We start from the raw sequence: 13,639 nt of genomic DNA, 5'->3' as shown, positions 1-13,639 counted from the left end.
GATCACTCGTCGATCCGGCGATCCCACTCGATGTCCGGGTGCACCACCACCCGGTGTGCGCGCACGTCTTCCGGGCCCGGCATGGTGCTGCCGGGCAACGAAACGGCCGCCGCTCCCCATGCGACGCCCGTGGCCAGTGCGGAAGGGCCAATTCCCCCTGCGGAGAGGAACCCGGCGAGCAGCGCGTCCCCGGCGCCGACCGAGCTGCGGGCTTCGGCCCGTGCCTCGGCGTGCCAGGAGCCCTCGCCGTCGACCAGCACGGCGCCTTGCCCGCCGAGACTGGCCAACACCGCCTCGGCGCCCAGGGAACGCAGTTCCCCTGCCGCGTCGACGACCTCCCGCAACGTCCGCAGTGGACGGTCGACCGCCTCGGCCAACTCCTCCAGGTTCGGCTTGACCAGGGTCGGTCCGGCCTCCACCGCGGCCAGCAGCGCGGTGCCGCTGGTGTCCACCGCGACCTTCGCGCCGGTGGGCGCGAGGCGCTTGATCAGATCGGCGTAGAACTCGGCCGGCACCCCCGGCGGGAGGCTCCCGGCGGCGACCACCCAGTCCACTCCGGACATGTGGGTCAGCACCGCGTCGCAGAACGCCTCCAGCTCGGGGCCGCTCAGCCGGGCTCCGGCCTCGTTCAGCTTGGTCACCGTGGCGTCGGGCTCGACGACGGTGATGTTGCTGCGCACCGGGCCGAGTGCGGCGACCCGCACGACCTCGATGCTGTACTCGGTGAGCAGGCGGATGAGCTGGTCGCCCTCCGCGCCACCGGCCGGCACCACGGCACGGGCCTTGCAGCCGTTGCGCACCAGGGCGCGGGCGACGTTGATCCCCTTGCCGCCGGGCTGCACGTGCACCCCGGACGCGCGGTGCAGCCCGCCCCTGGTCAGCCGGTCGACCTCGACTGTGCGGTCCACGCTCGGATTGGCCGTCACGGTCAAGAACACTTCACACCACCTCGAAGCCTCTCCGGCACCGCCACCAGTCAGGCGGTTTGGTTTGAGTGACTTTAGATCCGTTTGTGTTGTTTACACAAGGGCCACTTCACGGAAGCTGGCAGAACCCCTAGCGACACCACCGCTACGCAGCCGGAACGAAGCCACACGAACCAACACAGCGGGGTGGTACGACTACTTGACGTACTCGGGCAGCACCCGGGGCGGCCACGAACCGACGCCGAAGATGCCCATGGAGTAGGCCTTGGAGACCAGAGCCGGGCGGTTCTTGACCTTGAGCTTCCGCAGCAGCGTCGACACGTGGTACTCGACCCCGCCCCGGCTGAGGTACAGCGTCGCGGCGAGCTGCACCGTCGACACGCCGGCCGCCACGCCCTCCAGGATGCGGGCGTCCATGGCGGTCAGCAGCTTGGCCTTGCCGGACACCAGGTGGCCGTCGTCCGGCGACTTCTCCGGGCGCACGAGCACCATGACGCTGTCGACCCGGCCCGCCTCGCCGTGCACGGCGAACCCGGTCAGCTCCCCCGAGAGGGCACTGTCGCCGGGACGCAGGGCCACGACCCGGTCCGCGAAGCGCGGGCGCTGCCCGTCGGCCAGCCGGGACAGCTGCCGCCCCAGCCGCTCGCGGACGCTCGGGTGCAGCAGGTCGCAGAACTCCCGGTCGGACAGCTCCGCCGGGCCGCGCCCGAACTGCCGGTAGAAGTCCGCGTTGGCCTCCAGGATGCGCAGCGAGCGGTTCAAGTGGGCCACGCACATCCCGGAGCGCTCGAAGAAGGACCGGTAGACCCCGCGACCGCTGTCGGGTCGACCGCCGTCCGAGGGCCATGCCGGAAACGTCTCGTACACGTCCTGGATCGCGATGTCGGCCATATCCGTGCTCATCGGAAGACCATTCCTCCCAAGTTTCGAGACGAAGATCGACGGCGGGTGCCGAAGGATTTACCGGCACACGAACCGGAGGAAATCAACAAGTAACATGATATGGACCACACTCACGGAAATCAACAGAAGCGCAACCATACGGACTTAAAACCGTGGTGACCGGACAGGGTGGTTCGGACGTGCGGTGGCACCCGCCCGAGTGGTTCGGTACCCCCGGTCAGCGGGTGCGGACCCCGGCGAACAGGCGCGTGGACCGAACCTCGCCGACACCGTCGAGCCAGGTAGCTCGTGGTCGAAGGGGTGACCGGAGATCATCGGGCGTGCAGTCACGGACGGTGACAACACTGTGAACGATGTTGTGACGGCGGCGCTCAGCGCTCGTCGACCACGTGGGTTCCCAACTCGGGTACGAGCGCGCGCCACTGCTCCACCAACACGGAGCGACCGCGCACGCCGAGTTTCCGATAAGCACCCGTCAGGTTTTTCTCGACGGCCCGCCGGGTGACCCCGAGCGAATCCGCGATGCGCTGGTTCGTCCACCCGCGCACGACCATCGCGACGACCGACTGCTCGGTGCGCGTGAGTTCCGCGGCGCCGGACGCGCCGAGCCGGAGCACCGGCCCGTTCAACTCGGCCTCGTCGTTGCCCGCCAACCACACCCCGCCGGCGGCGCGGGCGATCCGGTCGGCCTCCTCGACGGCCCGCTGCCCCGCCGGGTCGCCCAGCCCGACGAGCCGGCGGCCCAGCATCGCCTGGGCGCGCCCCAGCTCGACCGGGTCGCCGCCGGCCCGCAGCCGGTCCACCGCCGCGCGCAGCGCGTCGACGCCCTCGGCGCCGCCGAGCAGCATGCCCCGCAACCGCAGCGCGCGGCCCACCGCCGTGGGGGCGCCCCACGCCAGGGCCGCCGCGTACTCGCGCTCGGCGAGCGCGGAGGCCCGGTCCAGGTCGCCCAACCGCTGGTGCAGCCCGGCCGCCCAGACCCGCCACGGCAGCGCGACCGGGTTGGTCCAGCCGAAGCGGGCGGCGCGCTCGCCGCAGTCCAGGAGCTTGTCCAGCGCCGCCACGACGTCGCCGCGGAGGGCATCCAGCAGGCCGCGCAGCAGGAGGTGCGCGAGCACCGGCCGCGGGTCCGCCGCGTCGTGCCCGGCGTCGAGCACGCGGCGCGCGAGTTCGCCGTCCTGGGCGTGCAGGGCGATCGAGGTGAGCGCCAGCGTCGCGGTCGCGGCGGACTCGGGCCACGACGAGGCGTCGCCGTCGAGCACGCCCAGCGCCAGCGCCCTGGCCCGACCGGGGTTGCCGGTGGCGGCCAGCACGGCGGCGTGCTGCGCGGCCACCGCGGACCGGACCCCGGCGGACTCCTGCCGCCGCGCCGCGTCCCACGCGCGTTCCAGCCACGGCGCGGCGACCCGGCCGGCGTCCGCGGCGACCATCGCGGTGATCGCGAGCGGCAGCGCGGTGTGCACGTGCGCGGGATCGGCCTGCTCGCGGTCGAGCAGGTTCGCGCCGAGGGCGGCGACCTCGGTGGCGGGCAGCGCGGCGGTGGCCGCGGCGGCGTGCGCGAGCACCGCGAGCAGTTCGCGCCCCCCGCCGGTGTCGAGCGGTCGGGCCACGCCGAACCCGCGCAGCCGGGCCACCGCGTCGGTCAGGCCCTGCTTGCCGAAGCGGTCCAGGGCGCGGCCCCGCGCCTCCAGGCGCAGCGCCAGGTCCGGGTTGGCGCCCGCCAGGTGCGGGTCGGGCGCGGCGGCGTGCGTGCGCAGGACGGCGGCCACCGACGGGCTGCGGGCGGCCAGCGCGAACGGCGCGGACAGCACGGCGACCGCCGCCTCCGGCACGCCGGGCAGGTCGGGCAGCGCCTGGGCGACGTGGCTGACCGACGACGCCGGGTCGGTGCCGCGCTCGGCGGCGGCCAGGTCCACCAGCAGCCTGGCCCGCTCCGGTCCGCCGGGCGGCCCGGCCAGGAGTGCGCGGCGCAGGTAGCGGACGGCCCGTTCCCCCGCGCCGCGCTCCAGCGCCGAGGCCGCCGCGCTGCGCAGCAGGTCCGCCTCCCAGCGCAGGTAGCCGCGGGTGACCCGGAGCAGCTGCTCGGCGACGCGCTCGGCGGGGTGGCCGGCGTCGTGCAGGACGGTGGCGGCGTGCCGGTGCAGCGCTTCCCGCTGCGGCAGCGGCATCGTCGCCTCCAGCGCGACGCCGACGGCGGGGTCGGCGAGCCGCGGCGGGTCCACCGAGGACAGCAGGCCGAGGCGGTCCATCGCGTGCACGGCGCTCTTGCAGCCCAACGCGTCCAGGCCCGCGACGTCGGCGACCAGGTCGGTGTCGGCGGTGTCGCCGAGCACGACGAGCGCGCGGGCCGCCGCCCGGACGGACGACGGCTGGGTGCTGAGGTGGAACAGCCTGCGCTCGCGCAGCAGCGCGTGGCTCGCCTCGGCCACCGACGCCGCGGCGGACGCCGAGGGGCGGACCGAGCGGGCGTGCAGGCCGTGCGCCACGGCCAGCAGCGCGGCCGGGTTGCCCCCGGTCACCGCGTGGCAGGCCGCGGTGAACGCCGGGTCGACCTCCTCGTCGAACTCGGCGGTCAGCACCCGGTGCACGCCGGCCGCGGACAGCGGGGCGAGCTGCACCGTGCGGCTCGCGGAGGCGGCGACGTCGTCCACCAGACCGGGTTCGCCCACCGCGTGACCGTCGGTCGAGGTGACCAGCAGCAGCACGCGGCTCTGCCCCAGGCGGCGGGCCAGGTAGGCGAGCCAGCGCAGCGAGGGCCGGTCGGTCCACTGGAGGTCGTCGACGGCGAGCAGGAGGGGGTGGTCGTCGGCCAGCCGGGCGACCAGGGCGTGCAGGCCGGGCAGGACGGCGTCGGCGGACGGCGCGGCGTGCGCGGCGTCGTCGAGGAACAGCGGTCGCACCGCCTCCGCGGCCCCGGCGAACCAGCGGTCGTGCTCGGCCGGGTCGGCGCCGGTGACGGCGGGGCGGAGGAGCTGCTGCACCACGCCGAACGGGAACCTCGACTCGGCGAGCGTCGCGTCGGCGCGGAGCACGCGGGCCGGCGCGACCCCGGCCTCCACCAGGTCCGCGGCCGCGGCGAGCACCGCGGAGCGCCCGGAGCCCGGCGCGCCGGTGACCAGCAGCAGCCCCGGCGAACCGGCGGCGGCCGCGGCGACCCCCTGCCGGACCGCGTCGAGGGCGTCCTCCCGCTCGGCGAGCACGTCAACGCCCCGGCGCGCGGGAGGGGGTGGGGAGCGCGGAGAGCCTGTGGTGCACCGCGCGCACCGGCACGTCCAGCAGCAGTGCGATCTCGCCCGCCGAACGCCCCGTGCCCGCCAGCACGGCGATGCTCTGGTCGGCGTCGTCGCCCGTCCGGACCCCGGTCGTCCTCTGTGGACAGGACGAGCCGCTCCCCCGGTCCACCCGGGACGCCCACAGGGAAACCTGCGCGAGGGTGCTCGGCGCGCCCCAGCGCACGGCCCGCTCCACGGCGTCGGCGGTGAGCGCGCGGGCGGCGTCGCGGTCGCCGAGGGCGGCGTGCGCGGCGGCGGCCAGCGACCGCCAGGCGGCGAGCGCGGGGTTCACCCAGCCCCTGGTCAGCAGCACCCGGCCGCAGCGGTCGAACCGGCGCAGCGCCGTCGCCGGGTCGCCGAGCGCCAGCGCCGCCTCGCCCCGCGCGCACTGCAACAGGCCCCAGGCCGCGCCGCGGTCGGCCTCGGCGGGTGGCACGCCGGCCATCTCCCGAGCGGCGTCGTCGGCCTCGCCGCGGGCCAGCAGCACCTGCCCGGCCAGGGCGGTGAGGGCGGGCACGAGGCGCGGGTGCCACGAGTCGGCGGGCAGGTGCGCGCGGGCCTGCGCCAGGTCGTCGCCGGCCTGGGCGAGGTTGCCGCGGCGCAGTTCGCACCAGCCCCGGTGCAGCAGCGCGTTGGCGGCCACGGCGGGCACGCCCCGGCGGCGCGCGTCGGCGACCACGGCGTCCAGGCCGACGACCGCCGAGGCGATGTCGTCGGCGTGCAGCAGCGCCCGGCACGCGTGCAGCCGGTGCCCGAACGGCGCGGGCCCGTCGTCGCCCGCGGCGAGGGCGCACCGGGCGAGCGCCCGGGCCCGCGCCCGGTGGTCGCCCCGCAGCGCCAGCGACCAGGCGGCGACGCCCGCGCCGACCGGTTCGCCCACCTCCGGCGAGTCGGTCGGCGGGTCGGGGAAGGCGCGCGCGGGGTGCAGCGCGTCGGGTGTGCAGTCGCTGTCGGCCAGCCAGCCGATCGCGGCCAGGGTGGTGGTGTCCACGCCGTCCGCCTCGCCGCGGGCGCGCGCGGTGGCGATCACGCGACGGGCGGCGAGCGCGTCGCCGTGGGCGTGGAGCAGGTCGGCGGCGAGGACCGCGGTCGGCCCGTCCGGCTCGGTCTCCAGCAGGGCCTGGCGGAGCCTGCGGTCGGCCGCGCGCGGGTTGTCCACCACCTCCAGCGCACCGAGGTCGACCAGCAGGCCGAGCCTGTGCTCCTCGCCCATCGGCTCGCGCAGCGCCGCGGCCAGCAGGGACGCCGCCGCCGCGTGGTCCCCGGCCGCGCGGCGGCGGGCGGCGACCTTGGTCAGCAGCGTGGCGGCCCACGCCTCCCCGACGGGCGGCGCGGCGAGCAGCAGGGCGGCGAGCCGGTCGTCCGGGACGGCCGCGCGGCGGCCGATCGCCACGGCGTTGCGGAGCAGGCGGTCCCGCTCGTCGGCCTCCAGGCCGGCCAGCGCGCCCGCGCGCACCCCCGGCCCCGCGGGGCGCGGTTCGTCGCCGCCGGTGATCAGCCCCACCTGGCGCAGCAGCCCGGCGGCGGTGGCGGCGGGCACGTGCCGCGGGCTGACCAGGGCGCACGTCAGGTCGAAGCCCAGGCCGTCCCCGCACAGCACGAGGGCGCGCAGCAGGGCGAGGGCGTCGGTCGGCAGGGTGCCGATGGCGTCGGCGGCGCGGTCGCCGAGGACGGCGGCGGCCGAGGCGGTCAGGTGCGGCACCTGCTCGGCGGCGGGCGGCAGCTGCGCCCGGGCCAGCCGGGACAGCACCTCGTGCAGCACGGCGGGGCTGCCGCCGGTCGCGGTGTGGGCCTCGGTGACGAACGAGCCGTCGACCGGACCGGGGTAGCGCGCGGAGATGACCTCGCGGACACCGGGTTCGCGCAGCGGGCGCAGGCGCATCACGCGCGCCGCCGGGTGATCGGGTTCGGGTCGCCACTCGGGGCAGCCGGGCTCGTCGAGGCCGTGCGTGCCGGCGCGCACCAGCAGGAGCGGAGCCTGGCCGAGGCGGCGGGCCATCGCGCGCAGCCAGCGCCAGGACGGTCCGTCGGCCCACTGGGCGTCGTCGAGCGCCACGACCAGCGGGTGCTCGTGGGCCACGGCGAGGAAGTCCGCGCACAGCGCCGGGATGACGGCCTCCTCGACTTGGCGCGCGGCCAGGCCGGTCGTGCCGCGCAGGATCGGGCCGACCGTCGTGGGAGCGCTCTCGGACAACGAGGCCACCAATTGGCGCACGATGCCGAAAGCCAGGTCGGACTCCGCCGGCACGCCGCGGGCCGTCGCGACCCGCAGCCCGGCGGCCCGCGCCTCCGCGACGAGGAGCGCCACCATCGCGCTGAGCCCCGTGCCGCTGCGACCGGTGACGGTGACCATGCCCGAACGACCGCGCCGGGCGAGGTCGGCGACCCCGCGGCGGAGCTGCTCGACCTCGTGGTCGCGGTCGACGAGCAGACCGGGTGCGTGGGGCGCCCACTCCGGCGCGGCGCCGGAGCGAGGGCTGCCGGGCCCGAACGCGGACCCGGGGTCTCGCGTCGTCCCGATCTCCATCACACTCCTCACTGACGTCGGAACGTGACCGCCGCCACAGCCGCAAGCATAGTTGGCGGGTGTTGGTTCGCCAAACAGGTGGCTTGGCTTTGGCTGCGTTGATCTGGTTTTACCTTTGTCGACGCGCGGAGTGTGCCTACTGTGTCCCAGACCGCACGCGAAGACACCCCGACCACAGGAAGACTGGAAGAAACCCGAGTCTTCGGCCGGCACCATCGGCCGATCAACGGGGGCGTGCCCGCCGACAGATCGAGTGCCATGAACAAGCGCCGCAAGAGCAAGCCTGCCGCGACCTCGTTCCACCCCCTCGCCTTCGGCGGTTGGAACGACTACGAGACGTGGGCCGCCAACGACTTCCGCCCCAAGCCCCTGGACCCGACCCCCGCACCGGCCGCCGTGCAACCGCTCCCGGAACCCCTTCCCGGACCGGTGGCCGAGTCCGGACCGGAGCGTGGGCCCGAACCGGAACCGGCCCCCGCGGAGGGGCCGACCGAGTTCTTCACCGCCGAGGAGCTGGCGGAGCAGCCGGCGCCCACGGCACGCCCGTACGTGCGCACCAGGGGACGCACGCGGGCGACCCACGAACTGCGCCTGGAGACCATCCTGTCGGCCGCGCCGGGCGCGCCGCCGGCCGCCGACGCGACCGCCCTCCGGCTGCACCGCATGTGCCGCGCGCCTCTGTCGGTGGCCGAGATCGCCGTGCACCTGGGCGTGCCGCTGGGCGTGGCCAGGGTCCTGATCAGCGACGCCATCACCGACGGCCTCGTGGTCGCGCACGACGACCGCGTGCCGTCCGCCGACGGCCCGTCGCTGGAACTGCTCCACCGCGTCCACGCCGGACTGCTGCGGCTGGCCTGAGCCCGGACCCGGTCCGCCGGAGTACTGGGGTTTTCCGGAGTCGCGCGCGGCTTGACTGGTGCTCCCCCGCCCCGACAGGAGGAGCGCGCGATGACGCAGACCCTGGACCTGCCCGCCGGCCGCGCCGTGCCCGACCCGCGCGACCCGGTGCGGCGACTGGAGCGGCTGCTGGACGCGGGCACCGCCGTGGTGACGTACCGGGAGCCGGGCGTGGGCGTCGTGGTGGCGCGCGGCGAGGTCGCGGGCAACCAGGTGGTCGTGTACTGCACCGACGCCACGGTCAAGGGAGGCGCGATCGGCGTGGACGAGTGCCCGCCCATCGTGGACGCCATCGACACCGCCGTGCGCGACGACGTGCCGGTCATCGGCGTGTGGCACTCCGGCGGGGCGAAGCTCGCCGAGGGCGTGGCGGCATGCACGGCATCGGGCGCATGTTCGCGGCCATGGTGCGCGCCTCGGGCCGGGTGCCCCAGGTCTCCGTCGTCCTCGGGCCGGCCGCCGGCGGGGCCGCGTACGGTCCGGCGCTGACCGACGTCGTGGTGATGTCCGGCGCGGGCCGGGTCTTCGTCACCGGGCCGGACGTGGTGCGCGCGGTGACCGGCGAGTCGGTCGACATGGAGGGGCTGGGCGGCCCGGAGGCGCACGGCCGCAAGTCCGGCGTCGTGCACGTCGCGGTGGACACCGAGGACGAGGCGCTCGACCACACCCGCGAACTGGTGTCGCTGCTGGCGGACCAGGGCGCGGTGGACACCGGGTCGCTCGGCGACGACCCCGACCTGCGCGCGTGCCTGCCGGACAACCCGAGGCGGGCCTACGACGTGCGGCCGCTGGTGCGCGGGCTGCTGGACAGCGGGCCGTTCGTCGAGCTCCAGGCGAAGTGGGCGCCCAACGTCGTGGTCGGCTTCGGGCGGCTGGGTGGTCGGACCGTCGGCGTGGTGGCGAACAACCCGCTGCGCAAGGGCGGGTGCCTGGACTCGCTGTCGGCGGAGAAGGCGTCGAGGTTCGTGCGCCTGTGCGACTCGTTCGGCGTGCCGCTGGTCGTGCTGGTCGACGTGCCCGGCTACCTGCCCGGCGCGGCGCAGGAGTGGAACGGCGTCGTGCGGCGGGGCGCGAAGCTGCTGTACGCCTTCGCCGAGGCCACCGTGCCGCGGGTGACGCTGGTGACCCGCAAGTCGTACGGCGGCGCGTACATCGCCATGAACTCCCGCTCCCTCGGGGCCACCGCCGTGCTGGCGTGGCCCGACGCCGAGGTGGCCGTGATGGGCGCGGGCGCGGCGGTGGACATCATCCACCGGCGCAAGCTGGCCGCCGTCGAGTCGCCGGAGGAGCGGGCCGCGCTGCGCGAGCGGCTGGCCGCCGAGCACGAGGTGATCGCGGGCGGCGTCGGGTTGGCCATGGGCATCGGCGTGGTGGACGAGGTCGTCGACCCCGCCGCGACCCGCGGCCGGATCGCCCACCTGCTGGCCGGGGCCGCGCCGGCGCGCGGCGCGCACGGCAACATCCCCCTGTAGGAATCCGCTCGCAGCCGGTCCGCCCGGTCCCCGTCAGTCCCGTTCGGACGGTGGTCGCAGGGCGGACCGGCCGGGCAGGTCGAGCTTGCGGTAGACGTTGGTCAGGTGGGTCTCCACCGTGCGCAGGGTGATCCGGAGGCGTTCGGCGATCTCCCGGTTCGTCACGCCGGCCGCGGCCAGTTCGGCGACCCGGCGCTCGGCGACGGTCAGCCCCTCGTCCGCGCCGCGGTGCAGGCGCCCGCCCGCGGCGACGAGGCGTGCCCTCAGCCGCTCGGCCGCGGCCCGGTAGCCGGTGCGGCCCGCCCGGTCCGCCGCGGCGCGGAACCACTTGCGCGCGCCGCCCCGGTCGCCGCCGCGCAACAGCGCCTCGGCGAGGTCCGCCTCGGCGTGCACGCGGTGCCAGGTGTTCGGGGTGCCGGCCAGCACGTCCACCGCGTCGGAGATCAGGTCGACCCCGGAGCGGTCGGCGGCGTGCCCCGCGGTGAGCAGTGCCAGGCCGCGCGACACGGGGGTGTCCCAGCGGTCGGCCGCCGCCCACGCCGCCGCCGCGGCGTGGGCGGCCTGGCGGGAACGGCCCGCGGCGGCGTGCAGGCGGGCGGAGGGCAGCCACCAGGGCGCGAGGACGGAGTTGCCCACGCCCAGTTCGGAGGTCTCGACGGCGCACCGGTCGAGGTGGCGCAGCGCCTCGTCCGGCCGCCCGGCCACCTCGGCCGCGTCCGCGCGCAGCAGCAGGCCGAGGGGCCGTCCCAGCACCGGGACGTCGGCGCCGGTGCCGGGCAGCGCGTCCAGGGCGGCCCGCGTGTCGCCCCGGCGGTGCAGGGCGATGGCCAGGACGACCCGGGCGGTGTCCACGGTGCGCAGCGCGTCGATCGCGGCGGAGGCGTCGGCGACCGCGTCCGCCGGGTCGCCGGTGTCGACGACGACCAGGGCGCGCAGCAGCGCCGCGAGCGCCCGCGTCCACCCGGTCGGGGCGGCGGTGTCCAGGACCCGCCCGAGGTGGGCGACCGCCGTGCCCGGGTCCCCGGCCGCGGCGAGCGCGAACGCGGCGGCGGCGTGCGGCCAACCCAGGTCGCCCGGTTCGGCGAGGGCCGTGCGGGCGCGAGCCGCGGCGGTCGCCGCCGGGGCCGCGCCCAGCAGGTCGGTGAACGCGAGCAGCGCCAGCACCACCCGCTCGGCGGGGGTGTCGCCCGCGGGCGCCTGGTGCGTCGACTCCCCCGAGACCTCCGCGGCGCGCGTCCAACTGGCCGCCAGGCGCGCCGCCCGGCCGCGCACGAGCAGTTCGCGGTCGGCGCCGACGAGCGGGCGCAGCGCGTCGTCCAGCAGCGGCAGCACCGGCTCCGCCCCGGGCACGGCGGGGGCGAGGAGCGCGAGTTCGATGGCCAGCGTGGCCCGCTCGTGCGGGTCGGTGGCGGCGTCCAGGCCCGAGCGCAGCAGCCGGTCCGCGGCGTGCGGGTCGCGGTCGCCGACGGCGCGCGCGTAGTCGACCAGCGCCGGGACGTCCTCCGGGAAGTCGGTGAGGACGCGGTCGAGGTAGCGCACGGTCGTGTCGTGGTCGGGCGCGACGCGGGCGGCGTCCCGCAGGACCACCCGCATCCAGCGCTGGGGCAGCTCGGGCAGGGCCAGCAGGTGGGGTGCGATCTCGGCGGCGGGACGTCCCGCGTCGCTGAGCATCCGGGCCGCGCGGGCGTGCCGCACGGTCACCTCCGCCGGGTCGAGGTCGGCGAACAGGACGGCCAGCAGGCGGGCCCGCGCGGCGAGGTCGAGGCCGGCGACGGCCGGTTCGGCGGCGCCCCGCCCGGCGGCGCGGGGATCGGCGGCACGGGGATCGGCGGCACGGGGATCGGCGCGCGGGAGGACCGCGCACCCGAGATCGGCGAGCACGGCCGCGGCCAGCCGTTCGGACACGCCCACCAGCGTCGCCACCGACGCCGGGTCGGTCATCCCGAGCACGGCGACCGCCTCGGCCACGGCCGGCGCGTCGTCGGGGCGGGTCAGGTGCGCGGGCAGCAGATCGGCCAGCACCTCGACGCCCGCGGCGACGACCGCCCGCGTCGACCCGCTCCCGGGGCGCACACCGGCGCGCCTGAGCCGGTCCAGCAGGAGCCGCAGGGCCAGCGGGTTGCCCGCGGTGACGCGCGCGCAGTCGGCGGCGAACCCCGGGTCACCCGGCACACCCCACTCGCGGCGCACGAGTTCGGCGACCTCCTGCTCGGTGAGCGGGGCGAGGTCCACCGCGTGCGACCGCGCCGCGGCCACGCCCCAGGTGCCGTTCGCCGACCGGGGCGCACCGCCGACGGCGGCCACCACGAGGAGCCGCGGAACGCGCCTGACCAGGAGGTCCAGCGTCTCGGCGGATTCGGCGTCGCACCAGTGCGCGTCGTCCAGCAGCAGCGCCAGCGGCGCGTCGCGGGTCAGTTCGCGCAGCCGCGTCCGGTAGCGGTGGGACGGCGGCGCGCAGCCCGCCGGGGACGCGTCCGGCACCAGCCCCGCCACCACCTCGCCCGGTGCGGCGCCCTCGGTGCAGCGCACCGACCGGACGGGCACGCCGACGAGCCCGGCGCACGCGTCGAGGAGCGCGGTCTTGCCGCTGCCGCGCGGTCCGCGCAGCACGACGATCCCCGCGCCGCCCGCACGCGCCCGGGCCACCGCGCGGCGCACCGCGGTCAGCTCGGCCTCCCGACCGAGCAGGCCCTGCGGCATGAAGCCCCCTCCCGACAGCGCTGTCGCACCCGCGGGGACCAACGCTATCCGCCGATCGCGCGCGGACGACCGCCCCTTGTCCGTTTCTAGTGATTTGCCGGTCGGGCGAACTGTTCACTGGCAACGTGAGCACGACTCGCGTGACGACGCCCGCAGACACGACCTCGACCGCCTGGCTGCGCCGGTACCACCCCGGCGGGAACAGTCCCGTCCGGCTCGTGTGCTTCCCGCACGCGGGCGGGTCGGCCAGCTTCTACCACCCGCTGTCGGCCCGCTTCGCGCCCGGCGCGGACGTGCTGGCCGTGCAGTACCCCGGTCGCCAGGACCGACGCCGGGAACCGTGCCTGGACGACATCGGCACGCTCGCGGACCGCGTCGTCGCCGAACTGGCCGCCCTCACGCCCCGGCCCACCGCGTTCTTCGGGCACAGCATGGGCGCGGTGCTGGCGTTCGAGGTGGCGTGGCGGCTGGAGCGCGCCGGGCTGCCCGGCGCGCCGGCCGCGCTGCTCGCCTCGGGCCGCCGCGGTCCCTCCACGCACCGCGACGAGACCGTGCACCGCCTCGACGACGAGGGGGTGATCGCCGAGCTGCGGCTGCTCAACGGCACCGAGGCCGCCGTGCTGGGCGACGAGGAGATCCTGCGCATGGCGCTGCCCGCGATCCGCGGCGACTACCGCGCGATCGAGACCTACCGGTGCCCGCCCGGCCGCGTCGTGTCGTGCCCGATCACCGTGCTCACCGGTGTCGACGACCCGAAGACGACGGCGGCCGAGGCCGAGGCGTGGCGGGAGCACACGACCGGCGCGTTCCGCGTGCGGGAGTTCCCCGGTGGGCACTTCTTCCTCATCGGGCAGCAGGCGGCGGTCGCGTCGGCCATCGAGGTCGAGCTCGACCGCGTTGCCGGGCTCGGATGACCGCGACTAGACTTCCCGGGGTTCCGCG

Annotated in this window: 7 protein-coding genes and 1 pseudogene; 3 read left to right on the top strand and 5 right to left on the bottom strand. The window is 76.6% G+C overall.

Annotated elements, in window-relative coordinates; genetic code table 11:
* Positions 1 to 2 precede the first annotated feature (2 nt).
* From pfkB to CKY47_RS21150, 4 genes are all read right to left on the bottom strand, one after another.
* Positions 3 to 938 carry a 1-phosphofructokinase gene (gene pfkB, locus CKY47_RS21165; protein ID WP_371320713.1) on the bottom strand — a complete coding sequence of 312 codons (936 nt, stop codon included), beginning with the start codon at positions 936 to 938 and terminating at the stop codon, positions 3 to 5.
* A 183-nt stretch (positions 939 to 1,121) separates the two neighbouring features.
* Positions 1,122 to 1,829 carry a helix-turn-helix transcriptional regulator gene (locus tag CKY47_RS21160; RefSeq protein WP_306747657.1) on the bottom strand — a complete coding sequence of 236 codons (708 nt, stop codon included), beginning with the start codon at positions 1,827 to 1,829 and terminating at the stop codon, positions 1,122 to 1,124.
* A 371-nt stretch (positions 1,830 to 2,200) separates the two neighbouring features.
* On the bottom strand, positions 2,201 to 5,029 hold the full coding sequence (locus CKY47_RS21155) for an ATP-binding protein (protein ID WP_306747656.1): 2,829 nt from the start codon (positions 5,027 to 5,029) through the stop codon (positions 2,201 to 2,203).
* Position 5,030: 1 nt separating this feature from the next.
* Positions 5,031 to 7,628: an AAA family ATPase gene (locus CKY47_RS21150; protein WP_306747655.1), complete on the bottom strand. Its 2,598-nt coding sequence runs from the start codon at positions 7,626 to 7,628 to the stop codon at positions 5,031 to 5,033.
* A gap of 234 nt (positions 7,629 to 7,862) precedes the next feature.
* Here CKY47_RS21150 and CKY47_RS21145 point away from each other — a divergent pair, with 234 nt between their 5' ends.
* A complete protein-coding gene (locus CKY47_RS21145; protein ID WP_306747654.1) occupies positions 7,863 to 8,486 on the top strand; it encodes a DUF742 domain-containing protein in 624 nt (207 codons plus the stop codon).
* Between the two features lie 90 nt (positions 8,487 to 8,576).
* Positions 8,577 to 9,997, top strand: a pseudogene (locus CKY47_RS21140) (acyl-CoA carboxylase subunit beta).
* 33 nt (positions 9,998 to 10,030) lie between these two features.
* Here the strand turns inward: CKY47_RS21140 and CKY47_RS21135 are convergent.
* Positions 10,031 to 12,697: an AAA family ATPase gene (locus tag CKY47_RS21135; RefSeq protein ID WP_306747653.1), complete on the bottom strand. Its 2,667-nt coding sequence runs from the start codon at positions 12,695 to 12,697 to the stop codon at positions 10,031 to 10,033.
* A gap of 125 nt (positions 12,698 to 12,822) precedes the next feature.
* On the opposite strand from CKY47_RS21135, the gene CKY47_RS21130 reads away from it, so the two are divergent.
* The gene (locus CKY47_RS21130; protein WP_306747652.1) at positions 12,823 to 13,611 is read left to right on the top strand and encodes a thioesterase II family protein; all 789 of its coding nucleotides are present in this window, start codon (positions 12,823 to 12,825) and stop codon (positions 13,609 to 13,611) included.
* Positions 13,612 to 13,639 lie beyond the last annotated feature (28 nt).

Origin of the sequence: Saccharothrix longispora, from assembly GCF_030852425.1 — a bacterium.
Taxonomy (GTDB): Bacteria; Actinomycetota; Actinomycetes; order Mycobacteriales; family Pseudonocardiaceae; genus Actinosynnema; species Actinosynnema longispora.
The sequence above is the reverse complement of the archived record's forward strand: the minus strand, read 5'-3'. Positions and strand labels throughout refer to the sequence as shown.

Excerpts from the sequence above, each read along its gene's own strand:
- CKY47_RS21160 (WP_306747657.1), bottom strand. The coding sequence starts at position 1,829 with ATGAGCACGGATATGGCCGACATCGCGATCCAGGACGTGTACGAGACG.
- CKY47_RS21150 (WP_306747655.1), bottom strand. The coding sequence starts at position 7,628 with ATGGAGATCGGGACGACGCGAGACCCCGGGTCCGCGTTCGGGCCCGGC.
- CKY47_RS21135 (WP_306747653.1), bottom strand. The coding sequence starts at position 12,697 with ATGCCGCAGGGCCTGCTCGGTCGGGAGGCCGAGCTGACCGCGGTGCGC.